This window comes from Streptomyces iakyrus (assembly GCF_000717055.1).
Classification (GTDB): Bacteria; Actinomycetota; Actinomycetes; order Streptomycetales; family Streptomycetaceae; genus Streptomyces; species Streptomyces iakyrus.
The window spans coordinates 243,414-261,078 of record NZ_JNXI01000006.1; the positions used below are offsets into that span (position 1 = coordinate 243,414).

Sequence of the window (17,665 nt, forward strand, 5' to 3'; positions counted from 1 at the left end):
GCATGCTCCTGACGCCCCGGGGGTACCCCGGCCGCAGACCGGCACCGACCCGTCCGAGGAGGGACGTGGACTGGCACCCGCTGCGGCTCACCACCCCCGTCAAGCAGCACGTCTTCGGCGGCCGGGCCATCGCCGAGCGGCTGGGCCGCGGCGGCCTGCCCGACGGGCCGGTCGCCGAGACATGGGAGGTCAGCGACGTCGAGGGCGATGCCTCGACCGTCCTGGACGGCCCCCTCGCCGGGCGCACCCTGCGGCAGATCACGGCCGAGCACCCGGACGAACTGCTGGGCCCCCGGCTCCCGCCCGGCCCCCGTTTCCCGCTGCTCACCAAGTTCATCGACGGCCGTGGTGCGCTCCCGGTGCATCTGCACGCCGACGACGCCACCGCCCGGCGCCTGGAGGGCGAACCCAACGGCAAGACGGAGGCCTGGCACGTCCTGGACGCCGCACCGGGCGCCACCGCCCTGGTCGGCGTACAGGACGGCGTGGACCGCGACACCCTGCACCAGGCGCTGCTGGCCCAGGACTTCGACGCGGTCATGCGCCGCCTGCCGGTCCGCGCGGGACAGACCGTCTACGTCCCCGGCGGCACCCTGCACAGCTTCGGCCCGGACACCCTCGTCTACGAGATCGAGCAGACGTCCGACATCCAGCAGCACGCCATGCGCCGCCGCATGGAGGACGGCTCGCCCGTCCCCGACGACGAGTGGCACGCCAACCTCGACCGTCTGCTCGACGAATGGCGCCCCGGCCCCCGGCCCGGGTTCCACTCCGGTCTGAGCGTTCCCTCGGACGACGGCGTCGTACGCACCGTGCTCTGCGCCGGCCCGCACTTCGCCCTCGAACGCTGGTCCGCCGGCCCGGCGACGCCGTTGTCGTACCGCTTCTCGACCGTGCGGATCCTCACCAACGTCGGCGCCCCCGTCACCGTCACCGCCGGCCCCTGGACCGGCCTGCTGGACCGCGCCCGCACCCTCCTCCTCCCCGCCGTCCTCGGCGAGCTCCGCATCCAGGGCTCCGGCGACCTGCTGATCGGCTACGTCCCCGACCTGGAGCACGACATCCGCGGCCCTCTCCTCGCCGCGGGCCACGGCCCGGCCGCCGTCGCCGCCCTCGGCGAGGGACTCGGACCGCGGTAGCGGACCGGTGACATCCGGGACGGATCCGTAGCAGGCCGGCAGGGCAACGCATGCGGCCGGTGGCGGGTCGTACAGGGGGCAAGGGCACAAGCCCGAGCACTCGACCGGGGAAACCGGGGGAAAGCAATGGGGGAGACCGTGAAGATCCGTACCCGAGGAATGCGCCAGAACCGAGGCATCCGCACCACCGTGGCCGCGCTGGCGGCCGTCGCCGGTGTGGCCGCAGCCGCCGTCCCGGCCGTCGCCGCCACCACGCCGGCTTCCGGCACACCCCGGTTCCTGGAGCCGGCCGACCTGCCGCCGCACCCGACGTCGCCCTGGTACGCCGGTCCGGTCACGGCCGGTCAGCCCGACCCGCTGCCGATCTGCGTGGGCGACGCGCTGCCGTCCATCACCACGCACCGGGACTACTGGACCGAGTACGACACGGGTGCCCAGCAGATCACGGTCGTGGAGCGCAGCGAACAGCGGGCGAAGGACTTCGCGGCACTGCTGCGCAAGGGCCTCGCCGGCTGTGCGAAGAAGCTGATGCAGCAGGACCCGGACATCACGGCGACGCAGAAGTACTACGGCCGGCTGAACGTCGAGGAGGGCGCGGACGTCTACGGCATCCACACCGCCTCCGCCTGGGGCTCCTCCGACATCGGCCTCTTCTCGGTCGGCCGCGACGGCACGACCGTGACGGTCGTCCGATGGGGCCAGATGGGCAACTTCCAGCACGCGCAGGTCGCGGACTTCAAGGCCACGACCGTCACGGCGGTGAACAAGCTGTACTGACGGCTCAGCCCCGGGGTGACTCGGCGGGGGCGTCGTACACCAGCAGCCCGTCACCGCGCAGTCGCGCGCCGGGCGTCGGGGCATGGGCGCTCAGCCGGCCGTCGTGCATGAGGTGGTGGGCCGGTACGCCGCGGGCCAGCACCGCGAAGTCGGCGATCAGCCGGCGGTGGCAGCGCCACCAGACGGCCTCGCTGCACATCACGGCCGTGCGGGCGCCCGCCGCCTCGTGCAGGAGGCGGTCCATCGCGGAGACGAACTCGGGGGAGCGGGTGTGGGCGGCGTAGCCGCGGAAGGACTCGTTGCGCCACACCACGTCCGGACTGTCCGCGGGCAGGGGGCGGAACCCGCCGAGGTCGGGTTCCCACCGGTATCCGATCCCGGCACCCGGCAGCCACTCCGCCAACCGCTCCCGCAGCAGGTCGGGATCCCGGCGGCTGCCGGGAGCGGTCCGCACGTCCACGACGGCCGTCACCCCGGCACCGCGCAGCAACGCGCCGATCCGGTCCCGGCCGGCGGTGCTGTGACCGAAGGTCAGCAGGTGCGCGTCCACAGGGGCGGACTTTCCCGTTCCGGCGGTCTCACACCTGCGGACGTGCTCCCGGTCAGATGTCCCGGAACGTCTCGATCTGCGCCCCGATGGAGTTCAGTCGCTCCGCCAGGTCCTCGTACCCCCGGTTGATGACGTACACGTTGCGCAGCACCGACGTGCCCTCGGCGGCCATCATCGCCAGCAGGACGACCACCGCGGGGCGCAGGGCCGGCGGGCACATCATCTCGGCGGCGCGCCAGCGGGTCGGGCCCTCCACCAGGACCCGGTGTGGGTCGAGGAGCTGGAGGCGGCCGCCGAGGCGGTTCAGGTCGGTCAGGTAGATCGCGCGGTTGTCGTAGACCCAGTCGTGGATGAGGGTCTGGCCCTGGGCGACCGCCGCGATGGCCGCGAAGAAGGGGACGTTGTCGATGTTCAGGCCGGGGAACGGCATGGGGTGGATCTTGTCGATCGGCGCCTCCAGCTTGGAGGGCCGGACGGTGAGGTCCACCAGCCGGGTACGGCCGTTGTCGGCGAAGTACTCGGGCGTGCGGTCGTGGTCGAGGCCCATCTCCTCCAGGACCGCGAGCTCGATCTCCAGGAACTCGATGGGCACGCGGCGGACCGTCAGCTCCGACTCGGTGACCACGGCCGCCGCGACCAGGCTCATCGCCTCGACCGGGTCCTCGGACGGGGAGTAGTCGACGTCGACGTCGATGGTCGGCACGCCGTGCACGGTGAGCGTGGTGGTGCCGATGCCGTCGACCTTGACCCCGAGCGCCTCCAGGAAGAAGCACAGGTCCTGGACCATGTAGTTGGACGAGGCGTTGCGGATGACGGTGATGCCGTCGTGCCGGGCGGCCGCGAGCAGCGCGTTCTCCGTCACCGTGTCGCCGCGCTCGGTCAGGACGATCGGGCGGTCGGGGCTGACGGCACGGTCGACCTGGGCGTGGTACTGGCCCTCGGTGGCGGCGATGTCGAGGCCGAAGCGGCGCAGCGCGATCATATGCGGCTCGACCGTGCGTGTACCGAGGTCGCAGCCGCCGGCGTACGGCAGCTTGAAGTGGTCCATGCGGTGCAGCAGCGGGCCGAGGAACATGATGATGGAGCGGGTGCGGCGGGCCGCGTCCGCGTCGATCGCCGCTAGGTCCAGCTCGGCCGACGGCACGATCTCCAGGTCGACGCCGTCGTTGATCCACCGGGTGCGTACGCCGATGGAGCTCAGCACCTCCAGAAGGCGGTACACCTCCTCGATGCGGGCGACGCGGCGCAGTACCGTGCGCCCTTCGTTGAGCAGGGAGGCGCACAGCAGTGCCACGCACGCGTTCTTGCTCGTCTTCACGTCGATGGCACCGGAAAGACGGCGCCCGCCGACCACCCGCAGATGCATCGGACCGGCGTAGCCCAGCGACACGATCTCGCTGTCGAGGGCCTCCCCGATGCGCGCGATCATCTCAAGGCTGATGTTCTGGTTGCCGCGCTCGATCCGGTTGACGGCGCTCTGGCTGGTGCCGAGAGCCTCGGCAAGCTGCGACTGCGTCCAGCCCCGGTGCTGCCGGGCGTCACGGATGAGCTTGCCGATGCGTACGAGGTAGTCGTCTGCCATGGGGTTGAGGTTATCTCAGATATGAGATGACACCCGGCCGGGGGGTCCGAACGGGTGACGGGACGTCAAGGCCGCCCGGTTCCCTCAGTGTCGGCGCGCCTTCGTGGTGCGCCGCCATCCGAAAGGTCCGGGCAGGTCCATCGATGTCGTGCGACGTCCTGTGCTGCTGCGGGTGTAGCGCGGGCCGTTCTTTCCGCCGCCGGTGGTGATGGACCAGGAGCGCTTGTTGATGTTCAGGCGCACCCCCGGAAGGATCCGGAAACTCTTGCGGAACGTGAGCGGCATGCCTGTCTCCTCCTCCGTCGTGCGGGGACATCCGGTTCGTACGTGGTTCGGATACCCGGGAAAAGGGCGCACATGACCGCGGGGCGGGTGCCGGGGCATGACCAACCGGCCCGGGTGTACTAGAGTTATCTCGACATCGAGATATCTGCCGAGAGAGCACCGCAGCCGCACGCCGCCATCGAGTCCGGCGGTAAGGGTTACCTAACTTAGCCTTACCTTAGCGGATCGGCCAAGATGCCGTGGCGGCAGGATCGTGGTGGTACGCGCACATCAATGAAGGAGACTGTCGTGTCGGCGAACAGCTTCGACGCCCGCAGCACGCTGCAGGTGGGCGACGAGTCGTACGAGATCTTCCGGCTGGACAAGGTGGAGGGCTCGGCTCGCCTGCCCTACAGCCTCAAGGTCCTGCTGGAGAACCTGCTCCGCACGGAGGACGGCGCGAACATCACCGCCGACCACATCCGTGCCCTCGGCGGATGGGACTCGCAGGCCCAGCCCAGCCAGGAGATCCAGTTCACGCCGGCCCGCGTGATCATGCAGGACTTCACCGGCGTTCCCTGTGTCGTGGACCTCGCGACCATGCGTGAGGCCGTGAAGGAGCTGGGCGGCGACCCGGCGAAGATCAACCCCCTCGCCCCGGCCGAGCTGGTCATCGACCACTCCGTCATCGCCGACAAGTTCGGCACGAACGACGCCTTCAAGCAGAACGTCGACCTGGAGTACGGCCGCAACAAGGAGCGCTACCAGTTCCTGCGCTGGGGCCAGACCGCCTTCGACGAGTTCAAGGTCGTCCCGCCCGGCACCGGCATCGTCCACCAGGTGAACATCGAGCACCTGGCCCGTGTCGTGATGGTCCGCGACGGCAAGGCCTACCCGGACACCCTGGTCGGCACCGACTCGCACACCACCATGGTCAACGGCCTCGGCGTCCTCGGCTGGGGCGTCGGCGGCATCGAGGCCGAGGCCGCCATGCTCGGCCAGCCGGTCTCCATGCTGATCCCGCGCGTCGTCGGCTTCAAGCTCACCGGCGAGCTCCAGGCGGGCACCACCGCCACGGACCTCGTGCTGACCATCACCGAGATGCTGCGCAAGCACGGCGTCGTCGGCAAGTTCGTCGAGTTCTACGGCGAGGGCGTCGCCGCCACCTCGCTGGCGAACCGCGCCACCATCGGCAACATGTCTCCGGAGTTCGGCTCCACCGCCGCGGTCTTCCCGATCGACGACGAGACGATCAACTACATGCGGCTCACCGGCCGCAGCGAGCAGCAGCTCGCCCTGGTCGAGGCCTACGCCAAGGAGCAGGGCCTCTGGCTCGACCCGGCCGCCGAGCCCGACTTCTCCGAGAAGCTGGAGCTCGACCTGGCCACGGTCGTCCCGTCCATCGCCGGCCCGAAGCGCCCGCAGGACCGCATCGTCCTCGCGAACGCCGCCGAGCAGTTCAAGCAGGACGTCCGCAACTACGTCAACGACGAGTACGAGGCCAGCAAGGAGTCCTTCCCGGGCTCCGACGCGCCCTCGACGATCCCGAACGGCGCCCCGTCCAACCCGGTCACCGTGACCGCCCCCGACGGCACCTCGTACGAGATCGACCACGGCGCGGTGACGGTCGCCGCCATCACCTCCTGCACCAACACCTCCAACCCGTACGTCATGGTCGCCGCCGCCCTGGTGGCCAAGAAGGCCGTGGAGAAGGGCCTGACCCGCAAGCCGTGGGTCAAGACCACCCTCGCCCCCGGCTCCAAGGTCGTCACCGACTACTTCGAGAAGGCGGGCCTGACCCCCTACCTCGACAAGGTCGGCTTCAACCTCGTCGGTTACGGCTGCACCACCTGCATCGGCAACTCCGGCCCGCTGCCGGAGGAGGTCTCCAAGGCCGTCAACGACCACGACCTCGCGGTCACCTCGGTCCTCTCCGGCAACCGGAACTTCGAGGGCCGCATCAACCCCGACGTCAAGATGAACTACCTGGCGTCCCCGCCCCTGGTCGTGGCCTACGCGCTCGCCGGCTCCATGAAGGTCGACATCACCCGGGACGCCCTGGGCACCGACCAGGACGGCAACCCGGTCTTCCTGAAGGACATCTGGCCCTCCGAGGCCGAGGTGAACGACGTCGTCGCCAACGCCATCGGCGAGGACATGTTCTCCAAGTCCTACAGCGACGTCTTCGCGGGCGACGCCCAGTGGCAGGCGCTGCCGATCCCGACCGGCAACACCTTCGAGTGGGACGCCGAGTCGACCTACGTCCGCAAGCCCCCGTACTTCGAGGGCATGGCCCACGAGCCGGCCCCGGTGGAGAACATCTCCGGCGCCCGGGTGCTCGCCAAGCTGGGCGACTCGGTCACCACGGACCACATCTCCCCGGCCGGCGCGATCAAGGCCGACACCCCGGCCGGCCAGTACCTCACGGAGCACGGTGTCGAGCGCCGCGACTTCAACAGCTACGGCTCGCGCCGCGGCAACCACGAGGTCATGATCCGCGGTACGTTCGCCAACATCCGCCTGCGCAACCAGATCGCGCCGGGCACCGAGGGCGGCTACACCCGCGACTTCACGCAGGACGGCGGGCCGGTCTCCTTCATCTACGACGCCTCCCGCAATTACATCGAGCAGGGCATCCCGCTGGTCGTCCTGGCGGGTAAGGAGTACGGCTCCGGCTCGTCCCGCGACTGGGCCGCCAAGGGCACCGCGCTCCTCGGCGTCAAGGCCGTCATCGCCGAGTCCTACGAGCGCATCCACCGCTCGAACCTCATCGGCATGGGCGTGCTGCCGCTGCAGTTCCCGGAGGGTCAGTCTGCGGCGTCCCTCGGCCTCACCGGCGAGGAGACCTTCGACTTCACCGGTGTCGAGGAGCTCAACAACGGCACCACCCCGCGCACGGTGAAGGTCACCACCGACACCGGCGTCGAGTTCGACGCGGTCGTGCGCATCGACACCCCCGGCGAGGCGGACTACTACCGCAACGGCGGCATCATGCAGTACGTGCTTCGCCAGCTTGTCGGTTCTTGAGCTGATCGGCTCGGATACCAGAGGATCTGGTCGCTGACTCGCCGCTCCCGGCGGTCACACCGGAGTCTCGCACAAGCGCCCCGTCAGGCTTCGGCCTGGCGGGGCGCTTGCTGTCATGCAAACGAGCGGCGTAACCAGGGTGGTTGGGGTTACTGGCGGGCTGCGGAGAGCCGGCCGCTCATGATGGCCATGTAGACGCACTTCAAGGCGGCGGTCTCGTTCGGGAAGCACCCACGGGCCTTGACCGCCCGCCGGATCCTGACGTTTCACGGACTCGATCGCGTTCGTGGTGCAGACGATGACGGCAGTGCCCGCCCGCGGCGGGACCCTGTCCGGATCGGGCCGCCCTCCCTGACCCGGCACATACGCTGGCGCCCGAAGCACCAGAGCACGGAAGGGACCGTCGTGCAGACACCACTCTCCTGGCTGGCGGGCCGGTACTCGCTCGGGCCGCGCAGCGTTCAACGGGCGGCGCTGGCCTCGGTCGTGGCCAGCATCGCCATCGTCGTCACCGGCGGCATCGTCCGCGTCACGGGCTCCGGCCTGGGCTGCCCGGAGTGGCCGACGTGCACGGGCAGCACCCTGGCACCGACGGCGGAGATGGGACTGCACGGTGTCATCGAGTTCGGCAACCGGCTGCTCACCGGTGTCCTGTGCGCCGTCGTGGGCTGGGTCATCATCACGGCCCGGCTGCAGCGCAACCCGATGCCGACGGTGCTGCGCGGCGCCTGGGCGCAGTTCTGGGTCGTCGTGCTGAACGCGGTGGTCGGAGGCATCACCGTCTGGATGCGGCTGAGCCCGTACATCGTCGCCGCCCACTTCCTCGCCGCGATGCTGCTGCTCACGACCGCGGTGATCACCTGGTACCAGGCCCGCCGCCACGGGGAGACCGGGCCACCGCCGGCCGCGTTGCCGCCGTCCTGCCGTACCGCCTCCGCCGCCCTGCTCGCCGCGAACGCCCTCCTGGTGGTCGTCGGCACCCTCGCCACCGGCTCCGGGCCGCATGCGGGCGACTCCTCCGACGTGCCCCGCATGCCCCTGGACTGGACGGTGGTGACGATCGCCCACGGGCTGCTGGCCGCCGCGGTCCTGGGGGTCACGGGCTACCTGCTGTACGCCCTGCCCAGGGACGGCTTCGCCGAGGCCCGCCGCAAGACGGTGTTCTTCCTGGCGGCCGTGCTGGCGCAGGGAGCCGTCGGGCTGGTGCAGTCACTGACCGGCCTGCCCGCACTGGCCGTCACCCTCCACCTCTTGGGATCGGCGCTCGTCTGGGCCGGGGCCCTGCAGGTGTATCTCACGGTCGCGGCGGCATCTTCCAGCCAACCAGTGCCGGGCGACCAGACCGAAACGCGGCCCCGGCACCCCAGCACGACGCCCGCTCGATGACGTCCTGACGATCATAATCGGACACGCGAGCGAATCACTCCCGTCCCACCTCAGGTGGTGACCGCCTCCAACGAGGCCGGTCACCACCTTTCTTTCATTGGCCGAAAACCGCACATGTTCGTTCCAGCCACCCCGCCTCTAAACCTGCGATTTCCGGCCCGGGAGCGAAATTCGTCCCCAAAAAAACTTCCTTGCTTCGTGCACGGAGCCGTGGTTAAGGTTCCTGTCGACTCTTCAAAGAAAGGAGTGCAAAAATGATCGAGAACGAGATCGTTGAATACGAGGCGCCCGAGATGCTGCCCGTCGGCGAGTTCTCCGAACTCACCATGTGGTACGGCTGGGCCAGCAATGACGGTGAGGGCGTAGCCATCATCTGATAACGGCACATGTTATTCGGCCAGGAAAGGGGGACGCCGTGGGTGCGTCGTGGTTCGTCGCTTTCCCAGAAAACGTCGAAGGTGCATTCCCGGGTCTCGCTGGAATAGCCGATGACACCGCAGAACTGACTTATGCATCAGGCCGGACGTGGGTCGTCGCCGACGTCTCGCATGCGCGCCTGATCGTTGCGGAAGCCGGTGCCAGACGTCTCGCGCTCTTCGGAGAGACGGACGCCGAAGCGGGGCGTCTGGCACGCCTTCTCGACCGCCACGACGACGTCGACGGCCTCATGGCCGCGGCGCACGCCCTGGCGGGCAGCTTCCACGTCCTGTACACGGACGGCCGCTCCCTGTACGTCCAGGGCAGCGCGTCCGGCCTGCGCCAGGTGTACTACGCCCAGCCGCGGGACACCGAGCCCTACGCGGTGTCCGACTCGGCGGAGATCCTGGCCCGGCTGGCCGGCAGCACCCCACGGATCGAGATGGTCGCCTGGGGCATGGTCCACCCCGGCTTCGACTACGGACTGACCGAGGGCACCTACTGGACCGGCGTGCGCCGGCTCCCCGCCGACCAGCGACTGCGCGTGACCGGCGACCGGATCGAGCGCTCCACCTGGTGGACGCCGCCGCCCTCGGACCTGCCGATCCGCGAAGGCGCTCCACGACTGAGGGCCGCGCTGGACGAGGCGGTCGCCGTCCGGGTCGCCACGGCCGACGGCCTGTCCGCGGACCTCTCCGGCGGCATGGACTCGACATCGCTCTGCTTCCTCATGGCCGAACAGGGCGCGCCCTTCCAGTCCTTCGTCGAGCAGACCATCGACCCGAACCACGACGACGCCCACTGGGCGGCCATCGCCGCCCGGGAGATCGGCCGTGACCTGACGGTCCTGCGGCCCGAGGACGTCCCCGGCCCGTACGACGGCATCTGGGACCCCGCCGAAGGACTGGTCCAGTCGGTGCCCTACGGGCTCGGCGAGCCGTACACCCTGATCCGCAACCGCACCCGGAAGATCGCCATGTCGCGGATCTTCGCGGACACCGGGGCCACCGTGCACATCGGCGGCTTCGGCGGCGACGAACTGTTCACGGTGGCGCCCTCCTACTTCAGCGACCTGTACGCGACATCCCCCCTCAAGGCCGTCCGCGGCATACGCGACCTGGCCCGGCTGCGCCGCTGGACCCTGCCGTCCGTGCTGCGCGCGCTGGCACGGCAGCAGTCGTACACCGGCTGGTTCGAGGAGCAGCTGCGCAGCCTGCACCTGCCCCGCCCGGACACCACCGGCCCGACCGTCGACTGGGGGCCGCGGCTGCGGGTGACCCCCTGGTCCACGGGCGCGGGCGCCGAGGCGATCCGCTCGCTCGCCCACGCCGGGGACTCGGGCCGCACCCCACAGGCCCCCACCCGCTCGGTGCACACCTGCGTCGCCGGTCACCGCATCGGCGGCCAGCGGCTCGGCCCGCTGCGCGCGCTCATGCAGCACCAGGGCATCCTGCTGTCGCTTCCGTACATGGACGACAAGGTGCTCGAAGCCGCGCTGGCGATCTCCCGTGCGGAGGCGCAGCCGGGCCAAGGCTTCAAGCCCGCGCTCAAGGCCGCGATGCGGGTGGACGCATCCAAGACCGCGCTCTCCCGCTCCACCAAGGGCGAGTTCAGCATGTCGGTCCACCGCGGGCTGGCCCGCAACCGCAAGGCCCTCCTCGGCCTGTTCGAGGACTCGCTCCTCGCCGAGCACGGCTTGGTGGACATCGACCGGCTGCGGTCGACGATCCGGGACACCATGCGCCCGGAGTACGAGACGAACGCCTTGGAACTGACCGTCGCCGCGGAGGCCTGGATGCGGGCCGTCGCCGAACACATCACGGCCCCGCGGCCGGTGACGGCCGGGGCGCCGGACGCCCGGCCGGACGGGCCCCTCGCGGACGGGCCCCTCGCGAACGGACGACTCACGAACGGACGACTGGCTTTCCCATGCTGACAATCTCTCCCCACGTGGTCCTCACCAAGGACGAGGACGCGGCCGTGCTGCTGGACAAGAAGTCCGGCACGTACTTCCGGCTCAACCCGATGGCCGTCACGGTCTTCGAGATGCTCTCCGCCGGGCAGTCCACGGCGGCCGTCGTGAGCGCGCTCCAGGCCCGGTACCCGAAGGCGGCGGACCGGATCCCGGACGACGTCCAGAAGCTGATCACCACCATGCGGACTACGGGAGTACTGGTCTGACATGACACTGCCCATGACGCTGGAGCCGCGGACCCCGCTGCCCCTGCACAGAAGGCCGCTCCCACTGCTGGCGGTCGCGGCCGGCCGCCTCCTCATCACCCTGAGCCCGGCGAGGATGGAGTGGGCACTGCGGCGGCTGAGCCGCGGCGCCCGGCCCGCCACCCAGGCCGAGGCCCTGCGCGCACGCAGCGACGTCGTCTCGGTCAGCCGCCGGGCCGCCGGCCAGTACTGCCTGGAACGGTCGGTCGCGGCGGCGGTCCTGGCCCGCCTGCGAGGCAGCTGGCCGGACTGGGTTTCCGGCGTCAGCCTCATGCCCTTCGCGGCGCACGCCTGGATCGAGGTCGACGGGCGGCCGGTCGGCGAGTCACTGCGGCTCGACGCCTTCCAGAAGAACATCGTCATCTCCTGCCCCCACACAAGGCGGAGCCGAGCGAACCACCCCACCGGGAGGGGAAAGTGACCATGGACCCCAAGAGCATCGCGGCAGAGCTGGCGACCAGGGGATACGCACTCGTCCCCGACTTCCTGACGGGCGATGCCCTGACCGAGGCCGTCGCGGCGATCGAGACGTACTTCCCCGACCCCGAGGCCGACGACAGCACCGCGGACGACGTGGCCGCCCTCAAGCACGCGGTCCCGTTCCCCTTCACCAGCAACGCCCTCAACCGGCACCCCCTCGATCTCCGCGTGATCAGCGTCGTCGAGGAACTGCTGGGCACCACCGACCTGCGCATGACGAGCTCGTTCATCCAGGCCAAGTACGGGACGGCGTACGGCGAGAGCAAGGACCAGAGGCTGCACAACGATGCCTGGGCGGCGAGCAGCCTGGTGCACCCCCGCGCCGACGGCGTCTACCAGCGCGTGTACGGCATCCTCTACCTGACCGACGTGACGGAGGACACCGCTCCGACCTACGTCGTCGACCGCGCCGCGCACCTCGGCGTTCCGCTGCTCACCCCCGAGGGCACCGGCGCCTACAGCAAGGAGGCGTACCCCGAGCTCTACGAGCGGGAGCGTCCCGTCGTGGCCGGCAAGGGTTCCCTGCTGCTGTTCGTGGGGGACATCGTCCACCGGGGCTCCGCCTACCACGAACACCTCGGCCGCCGACTCGCCCTGTTCTTCAACATCCACGGCGCGCAGGCCCGTTGGACGGACAAGCACCTGTGGTCGCTGCGCCCGGCGCACCCCGACTGGGGCACCTTCCGCGACCTGATGATCGAGCTGGAGCCGCGCCAGCGTCATCTGCTGGGCTTCCCGCCTCCCGGCGACGATTACTGGACCGAAGAGACCATCAAGCACCTGTCGGAGATGTACCCGGGGATCGACGTCGAGCCCTACCTGCCGGCGCGCGTGGCCTCATGACCCCGGCTGCCAGGGCCCTGCCCGGCTACGCCGAGCAGGCGGTCGGCGGCCTCCGACACCTCGGGCAGGTCTTCGAACTGGGCCCAGCCTTCGACGCGTCCGCCGAGGAGACCGTGTCGGTGCTCTTCGGCGGCTGGGGCCACCGCTCCACGCGCGGCCCCGCCGAGCCTGGGCAGCCCGGCGCGCCCGCCCCGTTCGAGTACTCGCTGGTGCTCAGCGGCGACCGCGTCGACGTCCGGCTCTTCTACCGGCCGCTGGCCGAGGCGGGTACGACGACCGCGGAGGCGAGCTGGGACGCGGGCCGGCACACCCTCGCGGAACTCGAACGGCGAGGCCTCGCCCACCTGCACCGGGCCCGGGATCTCGGCGACCACTTCCGGCCCCGCAGCGGGCAGGCGTCGTTCGGCATGTGCCTGGCGGCGTCCACAGCGGCGCAGGGGATCGACCGTGTCAAGGTCTACTTCGACACCTTCGCGGCCGGCACCGGACAGCACCAGGAGCTGATCGGTCAGGCCCTCCACCGGCTCGGCCACGGCCCCGCGTGGGACTGGGTGCGACGGCACGACCCGGCGGGCGTCGCCGCCCTCATGCCGGCGGTCTTCGCGCTCGACCTCCAGGAGTCCGCCGACGCCCGGGTCAAGTTCTACACCACGGTGCACGAGCGCTCCGCCGCCGAACTCGCCGCGCGGACATCGGCGTTGTCGGACGCGGCGGGCCGTGCCGCGGCGGACTTCGTGGAGCACATGGCCGTCGACGGATCGGCGGCGCTCGCGGGGGCCGGGCTGCGGCCGACCCTGTGCTGGAGCATGACCTCGCGCCGGCCCGACCGCCCTGACGACGCCACGGTGTACCTCCCCAGCAACCACTACGCCCCGCGCCGTGAGGACATCACCGACCGTCTGCGCACCGCCCTCGCACCGGGCCTGTTCCGGCAGGTGGAGCGCCTGGTCGCCCAGTGCGCAGAGACCGCGCCTGCGGGCGGCCCGGAGAACCCCTTCCACTGGGTGGGGACGAAACTCCTGCGGAAGGAGCAGACGTTCACTCTCTACATCTCGGCAGCCGCCGTGGAAGCCGCCCGCTCGGCCTTCCCCACACCGCTCGCCGCAGCGCCACATGCGAGGCCACGCTGAGGCGCTACCCGTCAGCACGGTGGCCGGCTGCGATCACTGGTTCCGAGTAGCCGACGTCCCGACGGCCCCGCACCCGGACCTCCTGTCACGTCGGCGGGTTCACGCGAACCCGCGAGGTGCTCCACCCCGCCGACGTCACACGGCGGTTCGTCGCGCTGTACGGCGGAGACCGACCTCCCGCCGGTCCGGCTCCACGACCTCCGCCCACGGTGCCGCGCCCCTCAACGCTGCGGCAGGGCCCGACCTGAGCTCGGCGTTCAGGTGCGGGTCACAGGGCGAGCGGTACAGGTTCAGGGCAGCCGTCCGGACGTCGGCGGAGCGCGCGACGCATTCGGTGACGGATTCCGGGGTCATCTCCAGGTGGAGTCCTCCCGGCCATGCCCCGTGGGCGCGCACTATCCGGACGAACGCGGTCGGTTCGTCGAGGACTGCCTGCACGGACCTGGACCTCGTTCGCCGTCGGGTGTGTTCTCGCGTCCGACGACCTCGGCCAGGCGTACTGGCCCGCCATGCACCCCATGGCCACCACGGGGAGGCCCGGTCGTCCCCGCAACGTCCCGGGGCGCATGGCGAGTCTTGCGCGTCACCAGCCGACCAGCGCGAGGCCGGCTGCCATGCCGCCGCCGAAGCCGGCCATGAGGATCAGGTCACCGGGGCGGATGCTGCCCGCGCGGGCAGCCGCGTCCAGGGTGAGGGGTATGGAGGCGGCTCCGGTGTTGCCGTAGTGCGTCAGCGTCCGGTGCAAGGTCGCCCCGGGCAGGCCGAGTTCGGCCATGACCTCGTCGAGCAGAACACCATTGGCCTGATGCGGGACGAAGTGGGCGATGTCGGCGGGCACGACGCCGGTCTCGTGGAGGAACTGCTTGACCAGCTGGGGCAAGTGCTCCTCGACGAATCGGCGTACCCCACGCCCGTCCATCGTGAAGTAGTGGAGACCGGAGTCGTGTGCCCGGGGGTCGCAGGAAAGACGGCTGCCGCCCGCGGGTACCCGGATCAGGTCCGAGAGCTCACCGAACGTGTGCAGGGCGATCTTCCGGATGCCGACGCCCTGACGTACCGGTCCCACGACCAGCGCACCGGCGCCGTCGCCGAACAGGACCACCGTTCGGCGGTCAGCCGGGTTGAGGATGCGCGAGTAGAGGTCGGCGCCGATGACCAGCGCGTGCCCTCCCGTTCTGGCCACCATGGCCTCGGCCGTGGAGAGGGCGAACACGGCGCCGGAACAGACGGCGTTGACGTCGAACGCCGCGGCGTGGGCCGCACCGAGGTTCTGCTGGACGTAGGCGGCTGTGGGCGGCTGCGGCCGGTCCGGCGTGGAGGTGGCGACCACGATCAGCGACAGCTGGCCGGCGGTGATGCCGGCCGACTTCAGTGCGCGCCGCGCCGCCGCGGTGGCCAGGTCCGAGGTGGCCTGGTCCGCGGCGGCCCAGCGACGCCGGCGGATAGCGGTCTTACGGGTGATCCAGGCGTCGTCGACACCGGCAGCCGCGCCGACTTCGTCGTTGGAGACGATCCGGTCCGGCACGTACGAACCGGTGCCCAGTATTCCGACGGCAGTCATGCGACTGTCCTCTCTTCGGAGTGGATGTGGATTCCGGGCCCGGGCAGGCCCTCTGCGCTCAGCGCACCTCGTAGATCCGCTTGTGGCGGGACAGCGCTGCCAGCCGGTAGGGTCCGCTGGTCTCCCGCGGCACGGGATGGTCGCCGCCGTCGGCCGGGAAGGACCGCTCGTGCAGTTCCCCGTAGCGCGCGTAGTCGACCGGCTTTCGCCGCGCGACTGCCTCCTGGTGCTCGGCGGTCCGCAGGTGCTCCCGGTAACCGGGCACAACAGTCCCCGCGAAGAACTCGGCGACGCTGCCGGATCCGTAGCTGATGAAGCCGATGGCCTTGTCCGTCAGGTCTTCCCCGTGGTCGAGCAGGGAGGCCAGGGCGAGGTACATCGACGCGGTGTAGCTGTTGCCCACGACCGTGTTGTAGGCCGTCGTGTGCCCGATGGCGCGGGTGATCTCAGCGGCGTCGGTGTCATGGCCGCAGACGTGCAGCAGGTGACGGTGGGCCTTGTAGGCCATCTTCGTGAAGGGCTGGTGGTAGCAGAACGCGCTGAACTCGCCCAGAGCGCGGCCGCCCTGCTCGATGTAGTCCTTCCAGCTGCCTTCCAGGGCCTGCAGATAGGCGTTGATGGACTCGTGCCCGTCGACCAGCGCGGTGTCACGGTAGTTCGGCCGCCAGAAGTCCATGACGTCGGCGGTGTAGAGGCCCGAGGGGTCCTCTATGCGCACGAGTGCCGGGTCGGCGGCGATCAGCATGGCTACCGCGGCCGCGCCCTGGGTCGGCTCACCGGGACTGCCCAGGTCGTACTTCGAGACGTCACTCGCGATCACGAGGACGCGCTGCGAGGGGTCGCGGCGGACGAGGCCCAGGGCGAACTGCAGCGCCGCCGTCCCGGCATAGCAGGCCTGCTTGATCTCGACGACGCGTGCGGAGGAGGGCAATCCGAGCAGTGAGTGAACGTACACACCAGCCGCCTTCGACTGGTCGATCGAGGTCTCCGTCGCGAAGACCACCGTCCTGATCTGATCGGTGCCGTGCCGGGCCGTGATGGGGGCGGCCGCGGCCGCCCCCATGGTGACGATGTCCTCGTCGGCCGCGGGCACGCTCATCGACTGTTGGCCGATCCCCACGTGGTACTTGCCGATGTCGGTGCCGTCGTGGGCCGCCAGGGCCTGGTGCGTCAGGACGAACTCAGTCGTCGCGAACGATAGATCGTGTATTCCTATGGCAGCGTCTTGCGTCATGACTCATACCCCGATCTGTTGCGTCTCGTTCTTGCGTTCCATCAGGACGTGCGCCCGCATGAGTTCGCCGGGATTCGTCTGTGCCGCCAGCAGCGACAGTTCGCCGCAGAGCACCGTGGCGGCGCAGATGGCGGCGAGCCGACGTGCGTTGCCGCCGGGCTCGCGCTCGTCCCGGCAGCCGAGCCGCGTCAGATTGGCCTCGACGAATCCGAGCCCCTTGCCGTTGCCGACGGTGCCGACGATCAGGTTGGGCAGCGTGCAGGAGAAGTAGAGGTCCCCGTCGCGGTCCTCCGCCACGGTCACACCCTGCGAGCCCTCGACGATGTTGGCCGCGTCCTGACCGGTCGCCAGGTAGAAGCCGAGCAGCATGTTCGCGTAATGCGCGTTTGCCGAACGGATGCCGCCGGCCAGGAGCGTCCCCAGCATGTTCTTGCGCACATTGAGCTCGGCGATCTTGGCGGCCGTGGTGTGCAGCATGTCCGTGACCACGGCGCGTGGCACCAGTAGTTCGGTGACGACGTTCTTGCCGCGGCCCAGAATGCCGTTGATCGCGGTCGCCTTCTTGTCGGTGCAGTAGTTTCCCGAAATCGACCCGTACGAGATCCCCGGGATCGTCTGCAGGATGTGCGACAGCAGCGCGTCGGCGGCGAGCGTGGCCATGTTGTGCCCCGACGCGTCGCCGGTGCCGAACTCGAAGCGGATGAACAACAGGTTGCCCGTGATCTCGTGCCGGATACCGATCAGCTGGGCGAACCTGCTGCAGGTGCGCACGATCTTGTCGAACTCGTCGAACCGCTCGTCGAGCTGCCGGGTGGCCGCGTACGCGGTCTGCGCGTCCTCGGCCTCGACGAGGACCGAACGAGTCATCCGTTCGTCGACGAGCGTGGCGACGATGCCCTGCTCGGTCTGCCGGGAGATCTTCGCTCCGCGCCCCACGGAGGGCCACAGCGGCGACTCATAGGTGGCGAGCGGCACCTCGGTCTCGGTGGTGGCGACGTTCCCCGAAATCCTCAATGGCCCCACCCACGCCATCGGGACCCCTGCGATTTCCTGTG

The 17,665-nt window shown here is 70.1% G+C and carries 17 protein-coding genes and 2 pseudogenes; 10 read left to right on the forward strand and 9 right to left on the reverse strand.

Features of this window, described 5'->3' with window-relative positions; all coding sequences use genetic code 11:
- Positions 1-65: 65 nt before the first annotated feature.
- Both OO68_RS12965 and OO68_RS12970 read left to right on the forward strand, forming a co-directional pair.
- The gene (locus OO68_RS12965; protein WP_033308446.1) at positions 66-1,139 is read left to right on the forward strand and encodes a type I phosphomannose isomerase catalytic subunit; all 1,074 of its coding nucleotides are present in this window, start codon (positions 66-68) and stop codon (positions 1,137-1,139) included.
- Positions 1,140-1,265: 126 nt separating this feature from the next.
- Positions 1,266-1,916, forward strand: coding sequence for a hypothetical protein (locus OO68_RS12970; RefSeq protein ID WP_078625270.1), 651 nt, complete (start codon positions 1,266-1,268; stop codon positions 1,914-1,916).
- Positions 1,917-1,920: 4 nt separating this feature from the next.
- Here the strand turns inward: OO68_RS12970 and OO68_RS12975 are convergent, their stop codons facing one another.
- The 3 genes from OO68_RS12975 to OO68_RS12985 form a co-directional block, all read right to left on the reverse strand.
- Positions 1,921-2,466 (reverse strand): DUF488 domain-containing protein, encoded by a 546-nt coding sequence (locus tag OO68_RS12975; protein ID WP_033308447.1) that lies wholly within the window; start codon positions 2,464-2,466, stop codon positions 1,921-1,923.
- 52 nt (positions 2,467-2,518) lie between these two features.
- A complete protein-coding gene (locus OO68_RS12980; RefSeq protein WP_033308448.1) occupies positions 2,519-4,048 on the reverse strand; it encodes a helix-turn-helix domain-containing protein in 1,530 nt (509 codons plus the stop codon).
- An 84-nt stretch (positions 4,049-4,132) separates the two neighbouring features.
- Positions 4,133-4,333 carry a DUF4236 domain-containing protein gene (locus OO68_RS12985; protein ID WP_033308449.1) on the reverse strand — a complete coding sequence of 67 codons (201 nt, stop codon included), beginning with the start codon at positions 4,331-4,333 and terminating at the stop codon, positions 4,133-4,135.
- 288 nt (positions 4,334-4,621) lie between these two features.
- Between OO68_RS12985 and acnA the strand changes: the two genes are divergently transcribed.
- A complete protein-coding gene (gene acnA, locus OO68_RS12990) occupies positions 4,622-7,339 on the forward strand; it encodes an aconitate hydratase AcnA (RefSeq protein WP_033308450.1) in 2,718 nt (905 codons plus the stop codon).
- A gap of 176 nt (positions 7,340-7,515) precedes the next feature.
- On the opposite strand, the pseudogene OO68_RS47565 reads toward acnA, so the two are convergent.
- Positions 7,516-7,639 (reverse strand): annotated as a pseudogene (locus tag OO68_RS47565) (transposase); the annotation flags it as partial.
- A gap of 105 nt (positions 7,640-7,744) precedes the next feature.
- On the opposite strand from OO68_RS47565, the gene OO68_RS12995 reads away from it, so the two are divergent.
- Entirely contained in the window at positions 7,745-8,725 is a 981-nt protein-coding gene (locus OO68_RS12995) for a COX15/CtaA family protein (protein WP_245236957.1), read from the forward strand.
- A 254-nt stretch (positions 8,726-8,979) separates the two neighbouring features.
- Positions 8,980-9,102, forward strand: a complete 123-nt coding sequence (locus OO68_RS45405) for a lasso RiPP family leader peptide-containing protein (RefSeq protein ID WP_106974329.1) — start codon at positions 8,980-8,982, stop codon at positions 9,100-9,102.
- Between the two features lie 137 nt (positions 9,103-9,239).
- Here the strand turns inward: OO68_RS45405 and OO68_RS46250 are convergent, their stop codons facing one another.
- Positions 9,240-9,407 (reverse strand): hypothetical protein, encoded by a 168-nt coding sequence (locus tag OO68_RS46250; protein ID WP_157852707.1) that lies wholly within the window; start codon positions 9,405-9,407, stop codon positions 9,240-9,242.
- Between OO68_RS46250 and OO68_RS13000 the strand changes: the two genes are divergently transcribed.
- Genes OO68_RS13000 through OO68_RS13020 form a run of 5 tightly spaced genes read left to right on the forward strand, consistent with a single transcriptional unit; the run spans position 9,393 to position 13,815 of the window.
- A complete protein-coding gene (locus OO68_RS13000) occupies positions 9,393-11,078 on the forward strand; it encodes an asparagine synthase-related protein (RefSeq protein ID WP_033308451.1) in 1,686 nt (561 codons plus the stop codon). The two genes, OO68_RS46250 and OO68_RS13000, sit on opposite strands and share 15 nt — an antisense overlap.
- Positions 11,072-11,323, forward strand: coding sequence for a lasso peptide biosynthesis PqqD family chaperone (locus OO68_RS13005; protein ID WP_078625271.1), 252 nt, complete (start codon positions 11,072-11,074; stop codon positions 11,321-11,323). Before OO68_RS13000 ends, OO68_RS13005 begins: the two co-directional genes overlap by 7 nt.
- Position 11,324: 1 nt before the next feature.
- Positions 11,325-11,783, forward strand: a complete 459-nt coding sequence (locus OO68_RS13010; protein ID WP_033308453.1) for a lasso peptide biosynthesis B2 protein — start codon at positions 11,325-11,327, stop codon at positions 11,781-11,783.
- A gap of 2 nt (positions 11,784-11,785) precedes the next feature.
- Positions 11,786-12,685, forward strand: coding sequence for a phytanoyl-CoA dioxygenase family protein (locus OO68_RS13015; protein WP_033308454.1), 900 nt, complete (start codon positions 11,786-11,788; stop codon positions 12,683-12,685).
- Entirely contained in the window at positions 12,682-13,815 is a 1,134-nt protein-coding gene (locus OO68_RS13020) for a tryptophan dimethylallyltransferase family protein (protein ID WP_033308455.1), read from the forward strand. The genes OO68_RS13015 and OO68_RS13020 overlap by 4 nt, the downstream gene beginning before the upstream one ends.
- Positions 13,816-13,950: 135 nt before the next feature.
- Here OO68_RS13020 and OO68_RS13025 read toward each other — a convergent pair.
- From OO68_RS13025 to OO68_RS13040, 4 genes and pseudogenes are all read right to left on the reverse strand, one after another.
- Positions 13,951-14,268, reverse strand: a pseudogene (locus OO68_RS13025) (3-deoxy-7-phosphoheptulonate synthase); the annotation flags it as partial.
- A 130-nt stretch (positions 14,269-14,398) separates the two neighbouring features.
- Positions 14,399-15,376, reverse strand: coding sequence for a 3-oxoacyl-ACP synthase III family protein (locus OO68_RS13030; protein ID WP_033308457.1), 978 nt, complete (start codon positions 15,374-15,376; stop codon positions 14,399-14,401).
- A 58-nt stretch (positions 15,377-15,434) separates the two neighbouring features.
- Complete coding sequence (locus OO68_RS13035; protein ID WP_033308458.1) at positions 15,435-16,610, reverse strand: hydroxymethylglutaryl-CoA synthase; 1,176 nt, start codon at positions 16,608-16,610, stop codon at positions 15,435-15,437.
- Positions 16,611-16,613: 3 nt separating this feature from the next.
- On the reverse strand, positions 16,614-17,633 hold the full coding sequence (locus OO68_RS13040; RefSeq protein WP_403551838.1) for a hydroxymethylglutaryl-coenzyme A reductase family protein: 1,020 nt from the start codon (positions 17,631-17,633) through the stop codon (positions 16,614-16,616).
- Positions 17,634-17,665: the final 32 nt, after the last annotated feature.